This is a genomic window from Streptomyces sp. NPDC093586, assembly GCF_044764905.1.
Lineage (GTDB): Bacteria > Actinomycetota > Actinomycetes > Streptomycetales > Streptomycetaceae > Streptomyces.
Map to the genome: position 1 here is coordinate 52693 of NZ_JBIWJA010000020.1, position 23606 is coordinate 76298.

At 74.0% G+C, this 23606-nt stretch carries 19 protein-coding genes and 1 tRNA gene; 3 read left to right on the top strand and 17 right to left on the bottom strand.

Going from position 1 to position 23606, the window contains the following annotated elements; all coding sequences use genetic code 11:
• Positions 1–120: 120 nt before the first annotated feature.
• From ACIRFH_RS21330 to ACIRFH_RS21340, 3 genes are read right to left on the bottom strand one after another with little or no spacing between them, the layout of a single operon-like run.
• Complete coding sequence (locus ACIRFH_RS21330; RefSeq protein WP_403522952.1) at positions 121–498, bottom strand: type II toxin-antitoxin system death-on-curing family toxin; 378 nt, start codon at positions 496–498, stop codon at positions 121–123.
• The gene (locus tag ACIRFH_RS21335; protein WP_016826066.1) at positions 495–695 is read right to left on the bottom strand and encodes a ribbon-helix-helix protein, CopG family; all 201 of its coding nucleotides are present in this window, start codon (positions 693–695) and stop codon (positions 495–497) included. The genes ACIRFH_RS21330 and ACIRFH_RS21335 overlap by 4 nt, the downstream gene beginning before the upstream one ends.
• Before the next feature lie 41 nt (positions 696–736).
• Entirely contained in the window at positions 737–2197 is a 1461-nt protein-coding gene (locus ACIRFH_RS21340) for an MFS transporter (RefSeq protein WP_403522955.1), read from the bottom strand.
• A gap of 240 nt (positions 2198–2437) precedes the next feature.
• Between ACIRFH_RS21340 and ACIRFH_RS21345 the strand changes: the two genes are divergently transcribed.
• Positions 2438–2509: transfer RNA gene (locus ACIRFH_RS21345), tRNA-Cys, on the top strand.
• A gap of 80 nt (positions 2510–2589) precedes the next feature.
• On the opposite strand, the gene ACIRFH_RS21350 is transcribed toward ACIRFH_RS21345, so the two are convergent.
• The 6 genes from ACIRFH_RS21350 to ACIRFH_RS21375 all read right to left on the bottom strand — a co-directional run bounded on the left by ACIRFH_RS21350 (position 2590) and on the right by ACIRFH_RS21375 (position 10715).
• Positions 2590–4902 (bottom strand): xanthine dehydrogenase family protein molybdopterin-binding subunit, encoded by a 2313-nt coding sequence (locus tag ACIRFH_RS21350; protein ID WP_403522957.1) that lies wholly within the window; start codon positions 4900–4902, stop codon positions 2590–2592.
• Positions 4899–6911 (bottom strand): 2Fe-2S iron-sulfur cluster-binding protein, encoded by a 2013-nt coding sequence (locus ACIRFH_RS21355; protein WP_403522960.1) that lies wholly within the window; start codon positions 6909–6911, stop codon positions 4899–4901. The genes ACIRFH_RS21350 and ACIRFH_RS21355 overlap by 4 nt, the downstream gene beginning before the upstream one ends.
• A complete protein-coding gene (locus tag ACIRFH_RS21360) occupies positions 6908–7801 on the bottom strand; it encodes an FAD binding domain-containing protein (protein WP_403522963.1) in 894 nt (297 codons plus the stop codon). Before ACIRFH_RS21360 ends, ACIRFH_RS21355 begins: the two co-directional genes overlap by 4 nt.
• A gap of 233 nt (positions 7802–8034) precedes the next feature.
• The gene (locus ACIRFH_RS21365; RefSeq protein WP_403522966.1) at positions 8035–9660 is read right to left on the bottom strand and encodes a beta-N-acetylhexosaminidase; all 1626 of its coding nucleotides are present in this window, start codon (positions 9658–9660) and stop codon (positions 8035–8037) included.
• Positions 9661–9827: 167 nt separating this feature from the next.
• Positions 9828–10112: a DUF3039 domain-containing protein gene (locus tag ACIRFH_RS21370; protein WP_171991040.1), complete on the bottom strand. Its 285-nt coding sequence runs from the start codon at positions 10110–10112 to the stop codon at positions 9828–9830.
• 30 nt (positions 10113–10142) lie between these two features.
• Positions 10143–10715 (bottom strand): YqgE/AlgH family protein, encoded by a 573-nt coding sequence (locus ACIRFH_RS21375; protein ID WP_403522969.1) that lies wholly within the window; start codon positions 10713–10715, stop codon positions 10143–10145.
• 232 nt (positions 10716–10947) lie between these two features.
• Between ACIRFH_RS21375 and murA the strand changes: the two genes are divergently transcribed.
• On the top strand, positions 10948–12294 hold the full coding sequence (gene murA / locus ACIRFH_RS21380; protein WP_403522972.1) for a UDP-N-acetylglucosamine 1-carboxyvinyltransferase: 1347 nt from the start codon (positions 10948–10950) through the stop codon (positions 12292–12294).
• Between the two features lie 187 nt (positions 12295–12481).
• On the opposite strand, the gene ACIRFH_RS21385 is transcribed toward murA, so the two are convergent.
• The 6 genes from ACIRFH_RS21385 to ACIRFH_RS21410 form a co-directional block, all read right to left on the bottom strand.
• The gene (locus ACIRFH_RS21385) at positions 12482–12763 is read right to left on the bottom strand and encodes an HU family DNA-binding protein (protein ID WP_003950507.1); all 282 of its coding nucleotides are present in this window, start codon (positions 12761–12763) and stop codon (positions 12482–12484) included.
• Between the two features lie 368 nt (positions 12764–13131).
• The gene (locus tag ACIRFH_RS21390; protein WP_403522976.1) at positions 13132–14547 is read right to left on the bottom strand and encodes an NAD-dependent malic enzyme; all 1416 of its coding nucleotides are present in this window, start codon (positions 14545–14547) and stop codon (positions 13132–13134) included.
• A gap of 413 nt (positions 14548–14960) precedes the next feature.
• Complete coding sequence (locus ACIRFH_RS21395; RefSeq protein ID WP_403522978.1) at positions 14961–17258, bottom strand: HelD family protein; 2298 nt, start codon at positions 17256–17258, stop codon at positions 14961–14963.
• 252 nt (positions 17259–17510) lie between these two features.
• The gene (locus ACIRFH_RS21400) at positions 17511–18341 is read right to left on the bottom strand and encodes an anti-sigma factor family protein (protein WP_403522981.1); all 831 of its coding nucleotides are present in this window, start codon (positions 18339–18341) and stop codon (positions 17511–17513) included.
• Complete coding sequence (locus ACIRFH_RS21405) at positions 18341–18865, bottom strand: sigma-70 family RNA polymerase sigma factor (RefSeq protein WP_403523123.1); 525 nt, start codon at positions 18863–18865, stop codon at positions 18341–18343. Before ACIRFH_RS21405 ends, ACIRFH_RS21400 begins: the two co-directional genes overlap by 1 nt.
• Positions 18866–19072: 207 nt before the next feature.
• Complete coding sequence (locus ACIRFH_RS21410) at positions 19073–19678, bottom strand: CGNR zinc finger domain-containing protein (protein ID WP_403522983.1); 606 nt, start codon at positions 19676–19678, stop codon at positions 19073–19075.
• A 189-nt stretch (positions 19679–19867) separates the two neighbouring features.
• Between ACIRFH_RS21410 and ACIRFH_RS21415 the strand changes: the two genes are divergently transcribed.
• Positions 19868–20422, top strand: a complete 555-nt coding sequence (locus ACIRFH_RS21415; protein WP_403522986.1) for a DUF1772 domain-containing protein — start codon at positions 19868–19870, stop codon at positions 20420–20422.
• A gap of 192 nt (positions 20423–20614) precedes the next feature.
• On the opposite strand, the gene ACIRFH_RS21420 is transcribed toward ACIRFH_RS21415, so the two are convergent.
• Together ACIRFH_RS21420 and ACIRFH_RS21425 are read right to left on the bottom strand one after the other, a co-directional pair.
• Entirely contained in the window at positions 20615–21766 is a 1152-nt protein-coding gene (locus ACIRFH_RS21420; RefSeq protein WP_403522989.1) for a uroporphyrinogen-III synthase, read from the bottom strand.
• 96 nt (positions 21767–21862) lie between these two features.
• The gene (locus ACIRFH_RS21425; RefSeq protein ID WP_403522992.1) at positions 21863–23233 is read right to left on the bottom strand and encodes a nitrate/nitrite transporter; all 1371 of its coding nucleotides are present in this window, start codon (positions 23231–23233) and stop codon (positions 21863–21865) included.
• Between the last annotated feature and the right edge of the window lie 373 nt (positions 23234–23606).

The following is a 23606-nucleotide window of genomic DNA, read 5'->3' on the forward strand; positions in this document are numbered from 1 at the left end:
CCGAAGGGGGTAGAACGGCTCGGCCACGTATGACAACCGGGCCACCCTACCGGCGACCGGAAGGTGCCCCGCCCGGACGGGGCCGCGGCGGGGCGGGGTGGGACCGAGGTCACACAGGGGTCAGGACAGTTCCCGCAGCGCCTCGGAGATCGCCTTGACCTCGTCCTCGGCGCCGGTGGCCACCGCGATCACCAAGCGCTCGGCAGCGTCGATGTCCGGACGCAGTTGCACACCGTTCATCGCCAGGAAAACGGCGCACGAGGTCCACGCCGTCCGCTTGTTCCCGTCGACGAAGGGACGGTTGACCGCGAGTGACTGCAGCAGCGCCGCGGCCTTGTCGAACAGGTCCGCGTACGCCTCCTGCCCGAACACGGCCGCCGCCGGGCGATGCACGGCCGAGTCCAGCAGTCCGGCGTCACGGACGACGACGTCCTGGTCGTCGACGGCAAGGTCGGCGATGGCGAGGACGTCCTCGGCCGACAGGTAGACGCAGGTCACTTGAGGCGCTCCAGCAACTCGGCCCATTTCGCGGTCTGCTCCTTGGCGGCCTTGCGGACGAGAGCCTCGTGCGCTGTGCGGGCCAGGTAGTCGTCCACGGCTCGGAGCAGTATCGCGTGCATGCTGACCCCTTCCTCCTCGGCGCGCAGCTTCAGGGCTTCCGTCTGGTCGTCGCGAAGACGCAGGTTCATGGCCATACCAAAACGGTACCACCAGACCGGGGTCAGTTTGGTACCACTCAGGAGAGAGTTCGTACCCGCGTCGCCACCCACGCCCCCACCAGAGCCACCCCCGCCATCGGCAGGAACACCGCCGCGAAGGCGGCCGGGTGGGAGCCGGTGGCCTCCGTGGCGGCGTGGGTGACCGTGCCACCGCCGAGGGCCGCGAAGGCCATGCCGCCCGCGGCCAGCAGGACCACGTTGGACAGGCCGTCGGAGATCTGGAGGGCGGCGGAGTTGGTGCCGGCCTCCTCGGGGGCGGAGAGCTGGAGCAGCAGCACGCTGGTGGCGGAGATCACCAGGCCCATGCCGAGGCAGCCGAAGCCCCACGCCACGGCCACCGTCCAGGCGGGCACCGCGTCGATCAGCACGCTCGGGGCGGTGGCGATGGCCGCCGCGACCAGCAGCATGCCCACCGTCATCAGCCGCTCCCGGTACGGCTCCACGCGCGGCCGGGACTGGAGCCAGGAGCCGGCCGCCCAGGTGGCGCCGCCCGCCGCCAGCGAGAGCCCGGCCAGTGTCGGGCTGAGCCCGCGCTGCGTGACGAGCATCAGCGGCACGAACGACTCGGCCGCGATGAAGGACCCCGCGGCGACGCCGCGCAGCAGCACGACCGAGGGCAGGCCGCGCGCCGCCCGGTAGGTGCCGCGCGGGAGCAGGCCGAGGACGGCCGGCACGAGCAGGGCCAGCCCGGCCGCGCCGGGGACCAGGGAGATCCAGCGCAGGTCCTGGGCGGCGTACTGGAGCAGGCCGGCGCCCAGGGAGATGCCGAGGGCGAGGCGGATGCGGCGGCCGTCGAAGGACGCCGGCGCCTCCGCCCCGGCCACCGGGCCCGCCGCCCGGCTGCGTATCTGGGGCAGCGCGAGCGCCAGCGGGAACACCACCAGCACCGGGATGCCGAGGAACACCCACCGCCAGCCCAGGTGCTCGGTGACGGCGCCCGACGCCAGCGGTCCGACGACCGACGGCACGACCCAGCCCGCCGCGAACGCCGCCATGATCGCGGGCCGCAGCCGTTCCGGGTAGGCCCGCCCGACGACGACGTACAGCGCGACGATCACCAGTCCGCCGCCGAGCCCCTGCACGGCCCGGCCGAGGATGAACAGCCACATCGCCCCGGCCGTCCCCGACAACAGCAGCCCGGCCGCGAAGGCGGCGATCCCGCCGGTCAGCGGACCCAGCGGGCCCCGCAGGTCCGACCACTGCCCGGAGAGCACCATGCCGAACAGGCTGGTCGTGAAGTACCCCGAGAACGCGAACGCGTACAGCGACACCCCGTCCAGCTCCCGCGCCGCGACCGGCATCGCCGTGCCGACCGCCGTCGCCTCGAAGGCGATCAGCACGACGACGGAGACGATGCCGATGCTCAGCGCCCGGTGGGCGCGGCTCAGCACGGTGTCGGAGGGGTCGGTGAACTCGGTGGCCCGGCCGGGGTCCGCGGGCTTCGCGACGTCGGTGTCGCGTGGGTCAGGGACGGTCATGGTCGCCAGCGTAAGGGCCGCAGCACGCGATGACCCCTGTCGGGAGACGGGAGGGGTCCGGGACCTTGGTCGTACGACGGCAGTACGACGGCAGCACGGCGGCCGTAGGACCGCGCCCCGTTCATGAACGGCGTGTGGCGGTCGCGTTGCGGCCCCCCGGAATCCCTTGAGCCCCTCTCCCGCCCCGCCGTACGGTCGGGTCACCGAGTTCGGCACGGACACCGACGGAGTCCGGAACACGGCCGTGTGCCCGAGTGGTTGAGGGGCTCGCCTGCAAAGCGAGTTACGCGGGTTCGATCCCCGCCACGGCCTCCGCTGCCCGGCCGGGCAGAGCGAAAGGGCGGCACCCCGAGGGGGTGCCGCCCTTTCGGCGGTCCGTCCCGCTTCCCGGCTCAGCCGGTGACCACCGCGGCCTGGGGGCGGATCGGGAGGCGGTTCACCGGGCGGCCCGTGGCCGCGCGTACGGCGGAGGCGACGGCCGCCGGGGAGGCCACCACCGGCACCGCGCTGACCGCCTTCGCGCCGAAGGGCGCGACCACGTCCCGTTCCTCGACGAGCTTCACGATGCGGATGTCCGGGGCGTCGAGGGCCGTCGGCAGGGCGTAGCCGGTCAGGTCGGGGTGGCGGACCAGGCCGCGCGGGGTGCGCAGGTTCTCCGTCAGCGCGATGCCGACGCCCTGCGTGACGCCCGCCTCGATCCGGGCGGCCAGCTGCGCCGGGTTCAGCACCCGGCCCACGTCCTGCGCGACGGCCAGCTCCACGACCCGTACCGACCCGATCTCGACGTCGACGTCCACCACCGCGCGGATCGCGCAGAAGGACATGCCGACGAAGGCGTCGCCCTGGCCCGCCTCGTCCAGCGGCTCGGTCGGGTGCGGGCGGCACTGGGCGGTGGCCCACAGCTCCTTGCCCTCCAGCGCCTCGGCGACGGTGGTCGACAGCACCCCGTCGTACGAGGTGATCTTGCCGTCGGCGATCTGGAGCAGCTCGGTCGACATCCCGAACTGGTGCGCCAGGGGCTGGAGGAGCTGGGTGCGGACCATCTTGGCCGCCCGTTCCACCGCGCCGCCCGACACCCAGGTGTGGCGGCCCCGGCAACCCGGGCCGGCCGGAGGCTGGTCGGTGTCGACGGGCGCCACGTGCACCTCCTCGACGCCGAGGATCTCCTGCACGATCTGCCGGGCCAGCGTGGTGAAGCCCTGGCCGGTCTCGACGGCCGCGCACAGCACCGTCGCCACGCCGTCCTGGACCTTCACGGTGGCCGTGGAGACCTCGTCGGCGCCCTCGGCGCCCAGCATGTGCACCATGCCGATGCCGTAGCCGACGCCCCGGCGCACCGCACCCGGTTCACCGGCGCCCTCGGGTCCGCCGGGCAGCAGCCACTCGTCCTCGGGCATGTCCTTGGGCAGGGCGGGCAGCGGGAAGTCCCGTACGGCCTGGAGCAGTTCGGCGACCGGGGCCGGGCAGGTGACCGTCTGGCCGGTGGGCAGCACGTCGCCGGTGGCCAGGACGTTGCGCAGTCGCACCTCGGCCGGGTCCAGGCCCAGCTTCTTGGCGATCTTGTCCATCTGGGCCTCGTACGCGGCGCAGACCTGCATGGCGCCCTCGCCGCGCACATGGCCGGAAGGCGGGTTGTTGGTGCGTACGGCCCAGCCCTCGACGAAGGCGTTCGGGACGACGTACGGGCCGCAGGCGAACGCCACCGCGGCGGCCAGGGCGTCGGAGGAGGTGTCGGCGTAGGCGCCCGCGTCGAGCAGGATCTGCGCCTCGACCTTGACCACCCGGCCCTCGGCGTCCGCGTGGTGGCGGTAGCGCAGGAGGGTGGGGTGGCGGTGGGTGTGACCGAGGAAGGACTCCTCGCGCGTGGCGGTCAGCTTCACCGGGCAGCCGGTCTTCAGCGCCAGCAGGCCGAGCGGCAGTTGGAAGCCCTGGTCCTCGCGGTCGGCGGTGGCGCCGGGCACACCGGTGACGACGATCCTCACCCGTTCCGGTTCGAGGCCGAAGCACGCGGCGGCCGCGTCGCGGTCGCCGTGCGGGTCGGTGGAGGCCAGGTACAGCTCCACGCCCCCGTCGGGACGCGGCACCGCGAGGCCCGCCTCGGCGCCGATGGGGGCCGGGTCCTGACGGCCGATGCGGTACAGGCCCTCGACGATGACCTCGCCGACCGCCTCCGGGTCGCCGTGCCGCAGCGGGATGTGCCGGATCAGGTTGCCGTCGGGGTGCAGCGGCTCGGCCTCGAAGGCGTGCTCGGGGTCGGTGACCGGGTCGAGCACCTCGTACTCGACGATGACGGCGGCGGCGGCCATCCGCGCGGTGTCGGGGTGGTCCGCGGCGACGGCGGCGATGGGCTCGCCGTGGTGGCGTACGACCTCGGAGGCGAACACGGGGCGGTCGGCCCGGCCGCGGCCGTGCAGCGGGGTGCCGGGCACGTCCTCGTGGGTGACGACCGCGCGGACCCCGGGCATCTCGCGCGCGTGGCTGGTGTCGATGGACACGATGCGCGCGTGCGGGTGCGGCGAGCGCAGGACGGCGGCCCACAGCAGGCCCTCGGCCCACAGGTCGGCGGCGTACGGGAAGGTGCCCTCGGTCTTGGCGCGGGTGTCGGCGGGCGGCAGGGAGGCGCCGATGCCGTGCGGCACCGGCTCGGGGCCCAGGGCGGCCTCGGTCGTTCCCGCGGCCTCGGCGGTGGCGGCTTCGTTGCTCACGCGTGGCCTCCGTCCGGGCCGTGGGACTGGTCGTCGTAGGGCTCCCCGTAGGGCTGGTCGCCGTAGGGGTGATCGCCGTAGGACTGATCACCGTAGGGCTGGTCGTGCGGCGCGGGCGCGTCCGGTGTCCCGGACGGCCCCGGGGGTCCGAACGCCGACGCGTTGACGCCGCCGGCGCCCGGGCCCGCCTGGTGCGGGATGCGGGGCTCGTCGGCGTCCGCCTCGGCCGCGTCGGCGGAGTGGGCCCGGCGCTCGGCGACGACCTCCCTGACCGCCTCCAGGACGCCCCGGTAACCGGAGCAGCGGCACAGGTTGCCGCACAGGGCCTGCCGAGCCTCCAGGTCGGTCGGCGCCGGGTTGCCCTCCAGGAGGTTGTGCACGGTCATCGCCATGCCGGGCACGCAGAAACCGCACTGCACCGCGCCGCACCGGGCGAGCGCCCGCTGCACGTCCGACGGCCGCCCGTCGGCGGCCAGGCCCTCGACGGTGCGCACCTCGCTGCCGGCGGCGGTGACGGCCGGGACCAGACAGGAGGCGACCAGCCGTCCGTCGACCTGGACGTTGCAGGCCCCGCACTCGCCCTGCGAGCAGCCGTCCTTGGCGCCCGCGAGGCCGAGCCGTTCGCGCAGCACGTACAGCAGGGACTCGCCGATCCACGCGTCGGTGACGGGGCGGTCGGCACCGTTGACGCGGAGCACGTAGGAGGCGAGGGGGCGCTCCTCGTGCGGTCCGGCGGGGGCCGGCTCACCGGGTGCCCCGGCGTCCGCCGGGGACTCCTGGCGCGGCTCGTCCCGCGCCGCGTGCGCGGCCACCGCGTCCGGGTCGGTGACGGGCTCTTCCCGGGCCTCCGGTCCGGATTCCGTCTCCTCGTCCCCGGCGGGCGCCGCGGGGGGCTCGGCGGGGACTCCAGCGGCCTCCTCGGCCTCGGGCTCGTCGCCGGCCCCCGCGTCGTCGACCGTCGCCTCGCCGGAGGCCGACTCGCCGGTGGTCTCCTCGGAGGCCGTCCCGGCGGATGTCTCCTCGGAGGCCGTCTCGCCGGAGGTCTCGGAGGAGGCCGTCTCGCCGGAGGTCTCGGTGGAGGCCGTCCCGGTGGTTGTCTCCTCGGCCGCTTCCTCCTCGACCGCCGCCTCGTCGGTCACTCCCCCGCCGGCCACCGGCCCGTCCGCCGACGGCGCCGACGGCGCGGGCCGGGCGGCGGGTTCCGCGGGCGCCTCCGGATACGCGTCGGCCGCCGGAGCGGGAAGGGACGCGGGTTCGGGGGAGGACGCGGACGGCGCAGGCGCCGTCCCGGTGTCCCGGTCGTCACCGCCCTGGTCCGGTCCGGCCGGGCGCTGCGCCCACGGCTGGGTCGCCCAGGGCGCCGGGGCGCCGCCGGGGAGGGTCGCCGGTGCGGTGCCGCCCCACTGCTCGGCCAGCGACGACGCGGTGAACTCGCCCGACTCGTCCGGGAGGTCGTCGTCGGCGACGGGGATGGACCACTGTCCGGTGACGTCGTGGCCGGGCGCTCCGTGCCCCGGCCCGGCGGCCGGTGCCGGTGCCGCGTTCTCCGCCGCGGCGTCGGAGAAGTCCCACTGGCCGGTGGCGCCCGGGTGGTACGTGAACCCGTCGCCGTGCCCGGCGTTCACGTCGTACCCCGCGGCCTGGCCGTAGGGGTCCTGCTGCGCGTACCCGGTGTGCTGCCCCGCGGCATGCCCGTGGGCGCCGTACTGCTCCCCGGCGTCCGGGGCGTGCCACTGCGTGCCGTCGACGGGTGCGGACGGCATCGCCCAGCTGCCGGCGGCCGCCGGGTCGGTCCCGGCGGTGGTGGCGGGCGCGACCGTGATCTGCGGCGGCACGTAACCGTGCCCGGGCGCGGCGAGCGGGCTGTCGGACGACGCCATCAGCGCGTCGACGCCGCCCTCGGGGAGCTTCACGAAGGCGGTCGCGCCGTCGTCGTAGTCGCCCTGGGGCAGCGGGTCCCAGCGGCCGCCGCCCTGGGGCGTGCCCTCTCCGTGCTGGTCGTCGGTCACGACAGCGCCCTCCCCAGTGCTCGTCGGGCCAGCGCGGCGACGGTGCGCCGCAGGTGCAGTACGGCGGGCGGGAGCTGTGGCACGGAGCCGTCCTCGGCCGGGGCCGGGTCGGGGACGCAGGCGGCGGCGACGTACTCGCCGAAGGCGCTCAGCGCCTCCGGGACGATCGCGCGGCCGTTGTCCCAGTCGATGAGCGAGGCCACCCACTGCTCGGCCTCCAGGGGCCGCAGCGGCATCGGCGCGATGGCGCCGACCGCGCAGCGCACACCGCGCCGGGCGGGGTCGAGGACCAGGGACACGGACGCCGTCGCCCGGCCCGGCCCGGTCCGGCCGGTCGCCTTGAGGAAGACCTGCGGCGCGTGCAGCAGCGGTACGCGCACGTAGCCGATGAGCTCGCCCGCGCGGAGCATCTCCATGCCGGCCAGCAGGTGCGCGACCGGCGTCTCCCGGCGGGCCCCGCCCGGGCCCGCGATGATCAGCGTCGCCTCCAGCGCGGCCAGCACGGGAAGCGCGTCCCCGGTGGGGGCGGCGGAGGCGATGTTGCCGCCCAGGGTGCCCGCGTTGCGGATCTGCGGCGGGCCGGCGGCGCGCGCGGCGGCGGCGAGCGCCGGGATGAGCGCGGCGAAGTCGGGGCGGCCCATGCGGGCGTGCGTGAGTCCGGCGCCGAGCAGCGCGTGACCGTCCTGGTACTGCCAGCCGCGGATCTCGCTGATGCGGCCGAGGCCGACCAGCGCGGCGGGCCTGAGCTGCCCGGAGTTGACGGCGGCCATCAGGTCGGTGCCGCCCGCGACCGGCACGGCGGCGGGCATGGCCGCGAGCGCCGCCACGGCCTCGTCCAGGGTCGTGGGCAGCGTGACGGCCTGCGCCGCCTGCGGTGCGTGCGTGGTCAAACCGACTGCCCCTTCCCGCTGTCCCACCTGGTCCCACCCGTGTTGCCGTACGGTACGACCTGACAGGGCGGACGTGGCAACTCTGGCACATCTTCGCAGGGCCCGGACGCGGGGGTCCGCCAGGAGGCATTCGCCCACCTCGTCGGCGAGATGGTCCGCTTCCGCCCGGGATTCCCGTTGACCGGCGGTGCGGGCGGGTTGTCACTCTTCGGTGACGTTTCGGGGCTTTCCCCTTACGCGTTCGGCGGTGGTCCGTCGATCGGCCGGCCGAGCACACCGGGCCGTCGCTGCCAGGGCAGGGGTCCGGTGGGCGGCCGGTAGGCGACGCCCAGGGCGTCGAGCCGCCGGTAGTGGGCGGCCATCCGCCGCTCGAAGTCGGCGAAGTCCCGTTCGCCCGGGGCGGGCAGGGCGCTCCAGGCGACCTCGGCGAAGGCGGCGAGCCTCGGAAAGACCTGGTAGTCCACGCGTGCCTGGTCCTCCATCACCTCGGTCCACACGTTCGCCTGGGTGCCGAGCACGTGCGCGGCCTCCTCGGGCGTCAACTCCGGTGGAACCGGCTCGAAGCGGTAGACGTCCTCCAGGGTGCGCACGTAACCGATCGGCACGGGCTCGTCCTCGCCCGCGTCCTGCCGGTGGTCCAGGTACACCTGCTGCTCGGGGCACATGACCACGTCGTGCCCCGCGCGCGCGGCGGCGATCCCGCCGGCGTACCCGCGCCAGGACGACACGGCCGCGCCCTCGGCCAGTCCGCCCTCGAGGATCTCGTCCCAGCCGATGAGCCTGCGCCCGCGCGCGGTCAGCCACCGGTCGAAGTGCCGGACGAACCAGGCCTGGAGCTCGTCCTCGCCGGCGAGTCCGAGCTCCCTGATGCGCGCCTGCGCGGCGGGCGAGCGCCGCCACTGCCCCTTGGGGCACTCGTCGCCGCCGATGTGGACGAACTCGGAGGGGAAGAGGTCGAGGACCTCCTCGAGGACGCCCTCGTAGAAGCGCAGGGTCCCGTCCGTGGGCGCCAGGACGTTCTCGCTGACGCCCCAGGTGTCCCAGACGGCGAGGGAGGCGGTGTCGACGACGTCGGTGTTGCCGAGTTCCGGGTACGCGGCGATGGCTGCCTGCGAGTGCCCGGGCACGTCGATCTCGGGGACGACGGTGATGTGCCGTTCGGCGGCGTAGGCGACGATCTCCCGGATGTCGTCCTGGGTGTAGTGGCCGCCGTGCGGCTTGTCCTCCCACAGCGGCGACGCCCGGTGCCCGTACTTGGTGCGCGCCCGCCAGGACCCGGTCCCGGTGAGCTTCGGGTACCGCTCGATCTCGATCCGCCAGCCCTGGTCGTCCGTCAGGTGGAAGTGGAGGACGTTGAGTTTGTGGGCGGCCATCAGGTCCAGGTGGCGCAGGACGCCGTCCTTCGGCGTGAAGTGCCGGGCGACGTCCAGCAGCAGGCCGCGCCAGCGGAAACGGGGCGCGTCCTCGACGACCTGCCGCGGGACGCCGAGGGTGAGCCCCGGCCGCACGGGCGCCCGGCGGAACGCCTCGGGCCCGAGCAGCTGGCGCAGGGTCTGGGCGCCCCAGAAGACGCCCGCGGGGTCGCCGCCGCGGATCTCGACGCCCCGGCCGGCGACCGCGCTCAGCCGGTACGCCTCGGGCTCCAGCGCGTCGTCCAGCAGCAGCCGTACGCCGGCGGCGTCCCGCGGTCCCGGCCGCAGCGGCAGCGCCAGGGCGGCGCCGAGCGTGGCGCGCAGCCAGCGTTCCGTGGTCTCCGTGCCGGGAGCGGCCCACAGGGTGGTGTCCCGGTCGATCGGGACAGCGTGGCGCGCGGAGCCCTCGACGGAGCGCGGCGCCGGAATCAGTTCGGTGGTCGTCATCACCGTGGATGCTGCCATCCCCCGGCCCCGCGGGGAACGCCGGCGACCGGGGAATGCGCGACACGCGTGCGCGACACCCGTGCGGGACACGCGCGTGGGACACGCGAAAGCCCCCGGAGCGCGCGCGGACACGCTCCGGGGGCCGGAAGACCGGTCGGACGGGGGCGTTACTTCTTGTCGCCGCCCTTGCCCTGGTCGCCACCGGCGCTCATGGACTCGTAGATCTCCTTGCACATGGGACACACGGGGTACTTCTTCGGGTCGCGGCCCGGTACCCAGACCTTGCCGCACAGCGCCACGACGGGGGTGCCGTCGAGGGCGCTCGCCATGATCTTGTCCTTCTGGACGTAATGGGCGAAGCGCTCGTGGTCGCCGTCACCGTGGGACACCTGCGGCGTCGGCTCTACGAGGGTTCCCGTACCAGTCCCGCGCTCGGGCTCGAGAGTGCTCATAAACGCCAAGGGTACTGAAGCTCACACCCTTCAGTTGAGCGAAGGGTCGTCCGGATACGTCGCCACCATCGCCAGTTCGCTGCGCTGGCGGCGCAGGACCTCGCGCCAGAGCCTCTCCGGGAACGGGGAGGAGATGTCACCCGGTTCGGACTCGACCACGTACCAGGCGCCCTCCGTCAGCTCGTCCTCCAGCTGACCGGGGCCCCAGCCGGCGTACCCGGCGAAGATGCGCAGGGCGCCCAGGGCGGGGGCCAGCAGCTCCGGCGGCGCCTCCAGGTCGACCAGGCCGATGGCGCCGTGCACCCTGCGCCAGCCCAGCGGCTCGGCCTCGCCGGACGCGCCGCCGGGGACGACGGCGACCCCGAGGGCGGAGTCCAGCGACACCGGGCCGCCCTGGAAGACGACCCCGGGCTCACCGGCGAGGTCCGCCCAGCCCTCCAGGATGTCGCCCACGTCGACCGGTGTGGGACGGTTGAGGACGACACCGAGGGAGCCCTCCTCGTCGTGGTCGAGGAGGAGCACCACCGCACGCTCGAAGTTCGGGTCCGCCAGGGCGGGCGTTGCCACGAGCAGCCGCCCTGTGAGCGAGGACACCTCGGTCATGCCAGACATGATCCCGCATGTTCCCCTCCCGTGGGGAGGCAACCGGGGGCACGGGAGTGAACGAGCCCACTGCCGGTCCCCGCCCGGTGACCGCACGTGCCCGCCGCGGAACCCTTCGTGTCGTGACGCGTCCACGGCGCCGTCGGACCCTCCACGGGCTTACGGAAGGGTGGTCGAGGGCGACTACCCTTTCCCTCCTGGCCCCTGCCCCACCCCACGGAACGCGAGATTCATGACCGTCAACGGCGCTGATGACGTACTGCTTGTCCACGGCGGAACCCCGCTGGAGGGCGAGATCCGGGTCCGCGGTGCGAAGAACCTCGTGCCGAAGGCCATGGTCGCCGCCCTGCTGGGCAGCGCGCCGAGCCGACTGCGCAACGTGCCGGACATCCGCGACGTGCGGGTCGTACGCGGACTGCTGCAGCTGCACGGGGTCACGGTCCGTCCGGGCGAGGAGCCCGGTGAGCTGGTGCTCGACCCCTCCCACGTGGAGAGCGCGAACGTCGCCGACATCGACGCCCACGCGGGCTCGTCGCGCATCCCGATCCTGTTCTGCGGCCCGCTGCTGCACCGCCTCGGGCACGCCTTCATCCCCGGCCTGGGCGGCTGCGACATCGGCGGCCGGCCCATCGACTTCCACTTCGAGGTGCTGCGGCAGTTCGGCGCGAAGATCGAGAAGCGCGCGGACGGCCAGTACCTGGAGGCTCCGCAGCGGCTGCGGGGCACCAAGATCCGGCTGCCGTACCCGTCCGTCGGCGCGACCGAGCAGGTGCTGCTGACGGCGGTGCTCGCCGAGGGCGTCACGGAGCTGTCCAACGCGGCCGTGGAGCCGGAGATCGAGGACCTGATCTGCGTCCTGCAGAAGATGGGCGCGATCATCGCGATGGACACCGACCGCACCATCCGCGTCACCGGTGTCGACGAGCTCGGCGGTTACACCCACCGCGCCCTCTCGGACCGCCTGGAGGCCGCCTCCTGGGCCTCGGCGGCGCTGGCGACCGAGGGGAACATCTACGTGCGCGGCGCCCAGCAGCGCTCGATGATGACGTTCCTGAACACCTTCCGGAAGGTGGGCGGCGCCTTCGAGATCGACGACGAGGGCATCCGCTTCTGGCACCCGGGCGGCCGGCTGAAGTCCATCGCGCTGGAGACGGACGTGCACCCCGGCTTCCAGACCGACTGGCAGCAGCCCCTGGTGGTGGCGCTGACGCAGGCCACGGGCCTGTCCATCGTCCACGAGACGGTCTACGAGTCCCGGCTCGGCTTCACCTCCGCGCTCAACCAGATGGGCGCCCACATCCAGCTCTACCGCGAGTGCCTCGGCGGCTCGCACTGCCGCTTCGGGCAGCGCAACTTCCTCCACTCGGCCGTCGTCTCCGGCCCGACCAAGCTGGAGGGCGCCGACCTGGTCATCCCCGACCTGCGCGGCGGCTTCTCCTACCTGATCGCCGCCCTCGCGGCCCAGGGCACGTCCCGCGTCCACGGCATCGACCTGATCAACCGGGGCTACGAGAACTTCATGGAGAAGCTCGTGGAGCTGGGCGCGAAGGTCGAACTCCCGGGCAAGGCGCTGGGCTGAGCGACCGCGAACACGCCGATGGGGCGGTCACCCGGACTCGGGTGACCGCCCCATCGGCGTTGTGGTGAACGCGCCCCGAAGGGGCGCGGGGCTGTATCGATGTGCGGCTCCGCCGCGCGGGCGCGACCAGCCGCGTACAGCCCCGCAGGCGCTCACGGCGCCAGGCCCTGACGGCGCTCAGGCGCGCTTACTTGCCCTTCGCGGCTTCCTTGAGCTTGGAGCCCGCGGAGACCTTCACGCTGTAACCGGCCGGGATCTGGATCGGCTCGCCGGTCTGCGGGTTGCGGGCGGTGCGAGCGGCACGGTGCGTGCGCTCGAAGGTCAGGAAGCCGGGGATGGTGACCTTCTCGTCGCCCTTGGAGACGATGTCGCCGACGACCTCGGCGAACGCGGCCAGCACGGCGTCGGCGTCCTTGCGGGTCACCTCGGCGCGGTCGGCCAGCGCGGCCACCAGCTCACTGCGGTTCATGTTGTTACTCCCGTGTTCTTCTTGCCGTTGAGGCGTGCCACGCGGCGGAGCCGCATGCGGGCACAGCGAAAGCCGATGCTGCCAGGGACCTCGGACAGTTCCCTCACCCGGGCCCGTCGTCGGGCCCTCGCGCCCAGACAGGCATCCTGCCTGCACCTGCGGCGGTAATGCCAATCCGGCACCCCTCAGGAGTCGTGAGAACACCCTGGGGAGTCATCGGGGAGGGCCTGGGCCCTGGTCTGGCGCCACCCTAGAGGGCGCTTCGAGGCGCTCCGTCCCGCGACGCGCCGGTACGGCGGCCCGTCGTGGCGATCCTCACAGCCACCGCACGGGCCACCGCACCCCGGTCCGGGGGGCCTCCGGAGAGCCTACGAGGCCGCGCCGACGGCCTTGGCCGCCTCGCGCACGGCGCCCGCGACGGCACCGGCGACCTTGTCGTTGAAGACGCTCGGGACGATGTAGTTCGGGTTCAGCTCGTCCTCGGTCACCACGTCCGCGAGGGCCTGCGCGGCGGCCAGCATCATCTCGGTGTTGACCGTGCGGGACTGGGCGTCCAGCAGACCGCGGAAGACGCCCGGGAAGACCAGCACGTTGTTGATCTGGTTCGGGAAGTCGGAGCGGCCGGTGGCCACGACCGCCGCCGTCTGACGGGCGATCGCCGGGTCCACCTCGGGGTCGGGGTTCGCGAGCGCGAACACGATCGCGTCGTCGGCCATGGCGGCCACGTCGTCGCCGTCCAGGACGTTGGGGGCGGAGACGCCGATGAAGACGTCGGCGCCGTGCACCGCTTCCTTCAGCGTGCCGGTCAGGCCCTCCGGGTTGGTGTTGTCGGCGATCCAGCGCAGCGCCGACCCGGGCGCCGCGTCGACCAGGTCGGCGCGGCCGGCGTGGACGACGCCGTGGATGTCGGCGACGACGGCGTTCTTGACGCCCGCGGCGAGCAGCAGCTTGAGGATGGCCGTACCGGCCGCGCCGGCGCCGGACATGACGACGCGCACCTCCTCCATCGGCTTGCCGACGACGCGCAGCGCGTTGGTCAGGGCGGCGAGGACGACGATCGCGGTGCCGTGCTGGTCGTCGTGGAAGACGGGGATGTCGAGGGCCTCGCGCAGCCGGGCCTCGATCTCGAAGCAGCGGGGCGCGGAGATGTCCTCGAGGTTGATGCCGGCGAAGCCCGGGGCGATGGCCTTGACGATCTCGACGATCGCGTCGGTGTCCTGGGTGTCGAGGCAGATCGGCCAGGCGTCGATGCCGGCGAAGCGCTTGAACAGGGCCGCCTTGCCCTCCATGACCGGCAGCGCGGCCTTCGGGCCGATGTTGCCGAGGCCCAGCACCGCCGAGCCGTCGGTCACGACCGCAACGGAGTTGCGCTTGATGGTCAGGCGGCGGGCGTCCTCGGGGTTCTCGGCGATGGCCATGCAGACGCGGGCCACGCCGGGCGTGTAGATCATGGAGAGGTCGTCGCGGTTGCGGATGGGGTGCTTCGACGCCATCTCGATCTTGCCGCCGAGGTGCATCAGGAACGTACGGTCGGAGACCTTGCCCAGGACGACGCCCTCGATGCCGCGCAGCTGCTCCACGATCTCGTCGGCGTGGGAGGTCGAGCCGGCCGCGATGGTGACGTCGATGCGGAGCTTGTCGTGGCCGGACGCCGTGACGTCGAGGCCGGTCACCGAGCCGCCGGAGGACTCCACGGCGGTGGTGAGCTGCGAGACGGCGGTTCCGCTCGCGGGCACCTCCAACCTGATGGTCATCGAGTAGGAGACGCTGGGCGCCGTTGCCATGGCCGACTTCCTCTGCTTTCACCGTGTCGCGTGTTGTGCCGTCCGATCGTCGCACCTACCACCGGGTACGTGGTAGCCGCCCCGGATTGCGAACGTTGTGTTCGCGCGCCGCCCGACCGGAGGAGACTGCTTTCGGAAAACGACTTCCACCATACGAGAAGTTGAGCGTCGGCGGAAGAGGTTCCCGGGAGCGGCGGTCCGGCCCCGGAAAGAAGTCGCGGGACGGGAATTGTCTTGCCGGAATCGTTTGTTACCTTGGACGTGGCACCGGCTCGATCCAAGCCCCCGGGCCCAACCTTCGTCGCTACGAGCGACCACTTGCCGCGAGGCGAGCATGGCGGGTCGGTGCCACTTGATCATCGCGGAGGCCCGCGCCGGACGACGGCTCGGGCCTCTCGCACATCTCCGTACCCTCAGTCCCGGAGCAGGTCCGGCACCCCGGCCGCGTCCGGCTCGTCCCGGTCGCACGAGACGATCGTCAGCTGCTGGGTGGCCCGGGTCAGGGCGACGTAGAGCACCCGCAGCCCGGCGGGCGACTCGTCCGCGATCTCGGCCGGCGAGACGACGACGGTCGCGTCGTACTCCAGGCCCTTGGCCTCCAGGCTGCCCAGCGCCACCACCCGGTCACCGAGCCCGGCGAGCCAGCGCCGGGCCTCCTCGCGCCGGTTCATGGCGACGACGACGCCGACGGTGCCGTCCACGAGGTCCAGCAGCCGGGCCGCCTCCGCCCGCACCGTCTCGGCCGGGGAGTCCGGGGCCACCGCGAAGCGCGGCTCCACACCGGTCGAGCGGACCGCCGTCGGCGCCGTGGAGCCCGGCATGGCCAGGGCGAGCACCCTGGCGGCCAGCTCGGCGATCTCGGCCGGGTTGCGGTAGTTCACGGTGAGCTCGAAACGGCGCCGGGGACGGGTGCCCAGGGCCTCGTCGCGGGCCGCCGCCGCCTCGTCGGGGTCGGACCAGGAGGACTGGGCCGGGTCGCCGACGACGGTCCACGTGGCGTGCCGGCCGCGGCGGCCGACCATCCGCCACTGCATGGGCGTGAGGTCCTGCGCCTCGTCGACGATGACGTGCGCGTACTCGGTGCGCTCCTGCGCGAGGCGCTCGGCGCGCTCCCGCTGGGTCTCCTCGCGCCGCGGCATCAGCTCCTCGAGGCCGGTGAGCTGGTCCAGCGGGTCCAGCTCGCGCCGCTTGCGGGGGCGGGCCGGGGTGCCGAGGACGGCCTGGAGCTCGTCGAGCAGGGCGATGTCGTGCACGGAGTGGCCCTCGCGGCGCAGCGACCGGGCCACCTTGCGGACCTCGCCGGGGTTGAGGATCCGCCGCGCCCAGCGGCCCAGCCGCTTCTCGTCCGCCATGGCCGCCAGCACGGCGTCGGGCGTCAGCTCCGGCCACCAGGCGTCCAGGAAGGCGATGAAGGAGTCCTCGGAGGTGACGTCCTCGTCGAAGGAGGAACGCAGCTCGGCGGCCAGTTCCGGGTCGCTGTGGCGGCCGGCCGCACCGGACTTGCCCCACAGGGCGTCCAGCAGCAGCCGGCGGGCGCGGGGCCGCAGCAGGTTGACGGGCGCCGTGCCGCCGAGCACGGTCTGGCGGACGGCGGCCAGCTCCTCCGCCTCCAGCTCCAGGCGCCGGCCGAAGGCGACGACCCGCAGCAGGGTCGGCGAACCCTCCGGCTCCAGGGCCCCGCGCGCGGCCTTGCGCAGCACCTTGAGCATCCGCGAGGAGCCCTTGGCGCGGGCGACGGCCGGGGAGTCGTACAGCGTGGCCTCGGCACCGTCGACGAGGGATCCGATGGCGCGGATGGCGACCTGCCCCTCCTCCCCGAGGGAGGGCAGCACGCCCTCGGTGTACGCCACGAGCAGCGGGGTCGGCGAGACGATCAGGATGCCGCCCGAGTAGCGGCGCCGGTCCTGGTAGAGCAGGTACGCCGCCCGGTGCAGGGCGACGGCGGTCTTGCCGGTGCCGGGGCCGCCCTCGACGTACGTCACGGAGGCGGCGGGGGCGCGGATGACCAGGTCCTGCTCGGCCTGGATGGAGGCGACGATGTCCCGCATGCTGTGGGTGCGGGCCTGGCCGAGGGCGGCCATCAGGGCGCCGTCGCCGATGACGGGCAGCTCCTCGCCGTCCAGGTACGCCGTGATCTCGGGCCGCATCAGGTCGTCCTCGACGCCGAGGACGCGCCGCCCCTTGGAGCGGATGACCCGGCGGCGCACGACCCGGCCCGGGTCGACGGGCGTGGAGCGGTAGAACGGCGCGGCGGCGGGCGCCCGCCAGTCGATGACCAGCGGCGCGTAGTCCTCGTCCAGGACGCCGATGCGGCCGATGTGCAGGGTCTCGGCGATGTCGGCGGTGTCGTCGGGCCGTACGGCGCCCTCGGCGGGCTCGACGGCCGTGTACGCGCCGTCCGCGCCCTTCTTGCCGTCCTTGCCGAGGAGCAGGTCGATCCGGCCGAAGAGGAAGTCCTCGAACTCGTTGTTGAGGCGGTTCAGGTGGATCCCCGCCCGGAAGACCTGCGCGTCGCGCTCGGCGAGCGCGCCGGGGGTGCCGACGTGGCCGCGCAGGGCCGCGTCCTGCATGAGGAACTCCGCCTCGTGGATCTTCTCCTCGAGGCGGCGGTACACCCGGTCCAGGTGTGCCTGCTCCACGCTGATCTCTCGGTCGCGTACGGAATCGTGCACCGTGTCGACCGCCGAATCCTGTTGTGCCTGTGCGGCCACCGGGCCCCCTTCTGACGTGCTGGGCAGCCGTCAACCGTACGCGAAGGGGGGCCGGGAGGCCACGGGCGGTCCCGTGGAGCCAGGGCCTCTCGTTCGGATCATGCCGCGGACGCGGGGTCCGGCACGCCCGTCCGCGGCGTCGCCGTCACTCGCCGGCTCCCTTCTCCGCCCTGCGGCCGGACGCACCGGGCCCCGCTCACCGGCGTCGACAGGTCCCGCTGCTTTCCCGCGGCCCGGTCCGAACGAGAGGCCCTAGACGTCGACCTCCACGAGCCGCTCGCCGTCGAAGGTCATGACCTCGAAGTGGTCGATCTGGTTGGGTTCGAGGGCGGCGCCGCCGTGCACGTACAGCGGCTCCCCGGCCTTGTCGGAGGCGGCGCCCGGGATGCCGTGGCCCCGGTCCGGGACCGACCAGGAGCTGAGCGTCTCGCGCTCGCCGTTCTTGCCGACGGCGATCAGGGAGCACTTCTCGGGGCCCTTGACGTTCTTGAGCTCCAGGACCGCTTCGGTGCCCCAGGCCTTCCTCTCCAGGGCCACGGTCGCGCTGACCCTGGTGGCCGGGTCGGTCGCGCTGACCCGGTCGGGCATGGCGGCGAAGGCGGACGCGGCGGGGCCGCCGGTCTGCCGCGCCTCGGTCCGGTGGCCGCCGTCGTCACCGCCGCCGGTCGTCGCCACCGCGGCGAACGGGCCGCCGACGATCAGCGCGGCGGCGGTGCCCACCAGGTAGAGGTTGCGGCGGCGCTTGCGCGCGCGGCGCTGGGCGACCTCGTCGACGAGTCTCTCCACCAGCCGCGGACCGGGCCCGGCGGCCGGCGACTCGGCGACCGCGGGGGTGCCCGTACCCGGAAGGTCCGCGAGGGCGGCCAACACGGGCTCCATGCCGGCCAGTTCGTCGAGCTGCTGGGCGCACCACTGGCAGCCGGCGAGGTGCGCCTCGAAAGCGGTCGCCTCGGCGTCGTCGAGGATCCCGAGGGCGTAGGCGCCGACGGTCTCGTGTTCGTTCGGCACCGATGATCCCCGCATGGGGGCAGAGCTACCCGCATCGCCCGCGCCGAATCCCCGGAAACCCCCGTACCCGCTCATCACGCCGACACCCCCCGCTCCTCCAGTGCCAGCTTCATCGAACGCAGGGCGTAGAACACCCGGGAGCGAACGGTGCCGCTGGGTATGCCCAGTGTCTGCGCCGCCTCATTGACGGTACGCCCTTTGAAGTACGTCTCGACGAGGACCTCCCGGTGGGCCGGGGACAGGTCGTCGAGCGCGTCCGACAGCGTCATCAGCCACAGCGCCTTGTCGATCTCGTCCTCCGCGGGGATGACCTCCAGCGGCGACGGATCGACCTCCCGCGGCCGGGCCTGCCGGCTGCGGTGGCCGTCGATGACGATGCGCCGTGCGACCGTCACCAGCCAGGGGCGTACCGATCCGGTCGCACGGTTGAGCTGACCGGCGTTCTTCCAGGCACGGATGAGCGTCTCCTGGACGACGTCCTCGGCGCGCTGCCGGTCCCCCGCGACCAGCCGCAGCACGTACGCCAGCAAGGGGCCCGCGTGCTCCCGGTACAGGGCGCGCATCAGCTCCTCGTCGGGCTCCGAGGCCGACGGGGACATGCGATGCCGGGCCCTCGCACCACGCTCTCCGGCCACGACGGGATCCTTGCGCACGCCCACCTCCGATGTCCGGGGGTCCCCCCAGTCGGTCGCTCGCCCATCCGATACGGACGGGGGGAGCGGGGTGTTCACGGTGGGGCGGCGGTTTTCGCCGGGGCGGGGTGACGAAGGGGGCGGGGTCGGGCAGGGGGCGACACCCCGCCCGGCTCAGCGGGCGAGGGCCGCGCGGCGGCGGTGCCGGGCGACGCGTTCCCGGTTGCCGCAGATCTCGCTGGAGCACCAGCGCCTGCGGCGGCCCCGGGAGGCGTCCACGTACACGATCGGGCAGTTGTCGCCCGCGCACTGCCGCAGGCTCGCCCGCGCGACGGGGTCGGTGAGCAGGTCCACGGCGTCCCGGGCGAGCGCGCCGAGCAGCGCGGCGCACTCCGGAGGCGCCGTCAGCTCCCGCACCAGCGTGCCGTCCTCGCCGCGCACCGCCCGGGGCGCCGGGGGTGCGGCGCGGGCGAGGTCGTTGACGCGGGCGAGCGCGAGGTCGTAGGTGCTGCCGGGAGCCGGGCCGGGGCCGCGCACGGCGCGGGCGCGCACCAGGCGGGCGGTCTGGCAGCGCAGTTCGCGGAAACCGGCCAGCCAGGTCCCGTCCGCGTGGCCCAGGGGCGTGCCCGGCGGGACGATCCCGGAGCCGGCGATCCAGGCGCGCAGCACCGCGACGGAGTCGAGCCGTTCGACGGGGTGGGTGGTGGCGAGGAGGTCCAGGCAGATCCGCCCGGTGTCGAACCGCAGCTCGTGGGGGTCTGCCGCCGTACCCAGTGCCATGTTCCTGTCACCGCCTAGGGGTTGGCCGGTGGAGCGGGCCGGGGAGGGGAGCGGGAGACCCGCTCCCTCTACAGTGCCTGCCCGCCCACGCGCCCGGAACCCCTCGTACCGCCGGCGCCCGGACGCTCACGCATGCGCCCGCGCGTCCGGGCCATGTCCATCGCGTCCGTGCGCCCGTTGACTGGACGCATGGTGGACAGCACACAGGTGAGGAACGGGGCGGGGCAGGGCGGCGGACGGCCGTCGCGGGCCACCGCGGGGATACTGGTCGCGGCCACGGCCGCCGCCGGACTGATGGCCGGGACGTTCTACGTCTTCGCCTGCGCCGTGATGCCGGCGCTGGCCCGCAGCGACGACCGGGTCTACGTGGACGTGATGCGCAACGTCAACGACGTGATCCAGAACCCGGTGTTCCTGCTGGTCTTCATGGGGGCGCCGGTGCTCGCGGGGGCGGCGGCCTGGCGGCTGCGGCACACGCCGGGCCACCGGTGGGTGTGGGCGGGCGCGGCGGCGGGTGTCGCGGCCTTCCTGGTGACGGTGGTCTTCAACGTCCCGCTCAACGACGGGCTGGCGGGACCGGGCGACCCGGCGGTGCTGCGGGAGCGGTTCGAGGACGCGTGGGTCGCCTGGAACGTCGTACGGGCGCTGCTGTCGACGGCGGCGCTCACGTGCCTGGCCGCCGGCGCGGTGATCCACGGCCGCGCCGCCCGCAGGGGTGCCGAGGACGTCCTGTCGAGCGTGTGAGAGGCGGGCGTCGCGGGCCGGACGGCAGTCCGACGCCGGGATGCCGGTGGCGTCCCCGCCCGGATCCTCGCGATCGGAGCGGACGTCCCGGCAGGGCAGCGCGCGGACGGCGGGTCGCCGGGACGTCCGCTCCGATCGGCGCCCTGCCCGCCGCCTCGTCGCGGCGTCGGCCGGCCCGGGTGCGACGTCGGGTCAGTCGTCGGCGTACTTCGCGTCGGTGGCCGGGTCCAGGGCCAGGCGGTAGCCGCGCTTGACCACCGTCTGGATCAGCTTCGGCGTGCCGAGGGCGGTGCGCAGCCGGGCCATCGCCGTCTCCACGGCGTGCTCGTCGCGCCCGGCGCCCGGCAGCGACCGCAGCAGTTCGGCGCGGGGCACGACCCAGCCCGGCCGCCGGGACAGCGCCCGCAGCAGGGACATCCCGGCGGGCGGCACCGCCTTCAACTCCCCGTCCACCAGCACGGCGTGGCCGCGGATCTCCACCCGGTGCCCGGCGACCGGCAGCGACCGGGCCCGGGCCGGCAGCTCCTGGCACAACAGCTGCACGAGGGGTCCGAGCCGGAAGCGTTCGGGCTGGGCCGTGTCGACGCCGTGTCCCTGGAGCGGCACCGCGGTGACCGGGCCGACGCAGGCGGGCAGCACGTCGTGTCCGAGGGCGGCGAGCAGCTCCGGCAGCAGGCCGCGCTCCTCGGCGCGGCCCAGGAACGACGCGGCGGCGGGCGCGCTGGTGAACGTCACGGCGTCCACGCCCCGCGAGACGGCGGCGTCCAGCAGCCGGTCCACGGGCCCGAGGTCCTCCGGCGGCAGCCACCGGTAGACGGGCACCCCGACGACCTCGGCGCCGCCCGCCCGCAGCGCCTCCACGAACCCCGGCAGCGGCTCGCCGTGCAGCTGTACGGCGACCCGGCGGCCGTCGACCCCCTCCTCCAGGAGCCGGTCCAGCACCTCGGCCATGGACTCGGAGGACGGCGACCAGCGCTCCGTCAGTCCGGCGGCCCGGACCGCGCCCTTGACCTTGGGGCCGCGCGCGAGCAGTTCCACCGAGCGCAGCCGCTCCAGCAGGGCGTCGCCGAGGCCCCAGCCGTCGGCGGCCTCGACCCAGCCCCGGAAGCCGATGGCGGTGGTGGCCACGACGACGTCCGGCGCCCGGTCGATCAGCTGCTCGGTCGCGGCCAGCAGCTCGCTGTCGTCGGCGAGCGGCACGATCCTGAGGGCCGGGGCGTGCAGGACGGCGGCACCGCGCCGCCGGAGCAGCGCGCCCAGCTCGTCGGCACGGCGCGCGGCGGTCACGCCCACGGTGAATCCGGCGAGGGGACCGTGGTCCGGCTGCCGCTGTTCGTCGTCCATCGCTCTCGTCCCGGTCGTCGTACCTGTCCGTACGGCGGCCGAGCCTGCCAAGGGCGCGTGACGGACTCGGTTCCACCGCGTGTCACCAGTGTTACGTCATACGCGGGCGTAGCCGGCCCGGTCCTTCGCCTCCGCCGTCTCCGCCGTCTCCGCCGGGCCGTCCGGCATCCGTACGGCCGGGCGGCGAAGGTATACCGCCCAGGTGACGGCGAAGCAGACGGCGTAGTAGGCGAGGAAGGCGACGAAGGCGCCGGTGCCGGAGCCGACGGAGAGGAAGGACTGCCGGAAGGCCAGGTTGATGGCGACGCCGCCGAGCGCGCCCACGGCGCCGATCAGCCCCATCGAGGCACCGGACAGCCGCCGCCCGTACGCCACGGCCTCCTCGCCCGTCAGCCCCTGGGCGAGCGCCTTGTGCTGGAAGATCCCGGGGATCATCTTGAACGTCGATCCGTTGCCGAGCCCGCTGAGCACGAACAGCACGACGAACGCGGTCACGAACAGCGGGAGCGACTTCGCCATGCCGGCCGCGACGAGGACGGCGGTGGCGGCGGCCATGGCGACGAAGTTCCCCAGCGTGATCCGCGCGCCGCCGTACCGGTCGGCGAGCCTGCCGCCGAGCGGCCGGATCAGGGAGCCGAGCAGCGGTCCGACGAAGGTCAGGTACGCGGCCTGGAGCGGGGTGCGGCCGAACTGGGTCGTCAGCACCTGTCCGAAGGCGAAGCTGTAGCCGATGAACGAGCCGAACGTGCCGATGTACAGCACGGCCATGATCCAGGTGTGGGCGTCCCGGGCCGCGTCCTTGGCAGCGCCGGTGTCGTTCTTCACGGACGTGAGGTTGTCCATGAAGCGGGCGGCGAGGACGGCGGCCACCAGGATCAGCGGGATGTAGACGCCGAGCAGCACCCGGGGCCCGCCGCCCGCGCCGATGATCGCCAGCGCGACGAGCTGGATGACCGGCACGCCGATGTTCCCGCCCCCGGCGTTGAGTCCGAGCGCCCAGCCCTTCTTCCGCAGCGGGAAGAAGGCGTTGATGTTGGTCATGGAGGAGGCGAAGTTGCCGCCGCCGATACCGGCCAGCAGCCCGACCAGGAGGAACGTCGAGAAAGACGTCCCCGGCTCCATGACCAGGAAGGCCGCGACGGTCGGGACGAGCAGCAGCCCGGCGGAGACGACCGTCCAGTTCCGCCCGCCGAAGACCGCGACGGCGAAGGTGTAGGGCACCCGCACCACGGCCCCGACCAGCGTCACCACGGACGTCAGCAGGAACTTGTCGGCCGGCGTCAGCCCGTACTCGGGCCCCATGAAGAGCACCAGCACGGACCACAGCGTCCACACCGAGAACCCGATGTGCTCGGAGAGGACGGAGAAGAACAGGTTGCGCCGCGCGACCCGCTCCCCCGTCTCCTTCCAGAAGGTCTCGTCCTCGGGATCCCAGTGCTGGATCCAGCGGCCGCCAGGGACTGTCATGACGCCTCCACGCGCTCCGGGGCTCGGTCGCACCGAAGGTAGGGAGAGCGCGTTTCAGGCCGGTGGGGCTACGGGTGACCGGCAGGGAACGTCGCGCTCACCTCGCGGGACGGCGGGGTGAGAGGCCGGGAGGGACGATCCCCGGCGACCGGGACACGTGCCCGGCCCTGGACCATCGGTCCGGTCCCCGTCGCCCGCCCACTTCGGACCACAGCGGTTTCCCGGCGCTCCGCCCCCAGCATGCCGTCGCCGAGGGTCCGGCCGCCTCTCTCCGAAACCGTGAACACTTCGGGTCGAAGTGTTCACGGTTTTCGGCGCTGCCCCGGGCCCTGGGGCTCCACGGCCGGGTTCTGGGACATTCGCACCGATCGCC

Bases quoted from the DNA above. Each gene is read 5' to 3' on its own strand.
- ACIRFH_RS21335 (WP_016826066.1), bottom strand. From the start codon at position 695: ATGGCCATGAACCTGCGTCTTCGCGACGACCAGACGGAAGCCCTGAAG.
- ACIRFH_RS21340 (WP_403522955.1), bottom strand. From the start codon at position 2,197: ATGACCGTCCCTGACCCACGCGACACCGACGTCGCGAAGCCCGCGGAC.
- ACIRFH_RS21365 (WP_403522966.1), bottom strand. From the start codon at position 9,660: ATGACGACCACCGAACTGATTCCGGCGCCGCGCTCCGTCGAGGGCTCC.
- ACIRFH_RS21370 (WP_171991040.1), bottom strand. From the start codon at position 10,112: ATGAGCACTCTCGAGCCCGAGCGCGGGACTGGTACGGGAACCCTCGTA.
- ACIRFH_RS21375 (WP_403522969.1), bottom strand. From the start codon at position 10,715: ATGACCGAGGTGTCCTCGCTCACAGGGCGGCTGCTCGTGGCAACGCCC.
- murA (WP_403522972.1), top strand. From the start codon at position 10,948: ATGACCGTCAACGGCGCTGATGACGTACTGCTTGTCCACGGCGGAACC.
- ACIRFH_RS21385 (WP_003950507.1), bottom strand. From the start codon at position 12,763: ATGAACCGCAGTGAGCTGGTGGCCGCGCTGGCCGACCGCGCCGAGGTG.
- ACIRFH_RS21390 (WP_403522976.1), bottom strand. From the start codon at position 14,547: ATGGCAACGGCGCCCAGCGTCTCCTACTCGATGACCATCAGGTTGGAG.
- ACIRFH_RS21400 (WP_403522981.1), bottom strand. From the start codon at position 18,341: ATGAGCGGGTACGGGGGTTTCCGGGGATTCGGCGCGGGCGATGCGGGT.
- ACIRFH_RS21405 (WP_403523123.1), bottom strand. From the start codon at position 18,865: ATGTCCCCGTCGGCCTCGGAGCCCGACGAGGAGCTGATGCGCGCCCTG.
- ACIRFH_RS21410 (WP_403522983.1), bottom strand. From the start codon at position 19,678: ATGGCACTGGGTACGGCGGCAGACCCCCACGAGCTGCGGTTCGACACC.
- ACIRFH_RS21415 (WP_403522986.1), top strand. From the start codon at position 19,868: ATGGTGGACAGCACACAGGTGAGGAACGGGGCGGGGCAGGGCGGCGGA.
- ACIRFH_RS21420 (WP_403522989.1), bottom strand. From the start codon at position 21,766: ATGGACGACGAACAGCGGCAGCCGGACCACGGTCCCCTCGCCGGATTC.
- ACIRFH_RS21425 (WP_403522992.1), bottom strand. From the start codon at position 23,233: ATGACAGTCCCTGGCGGCCGCTGGATCCAGCACTGGGATCCCGAGGAC.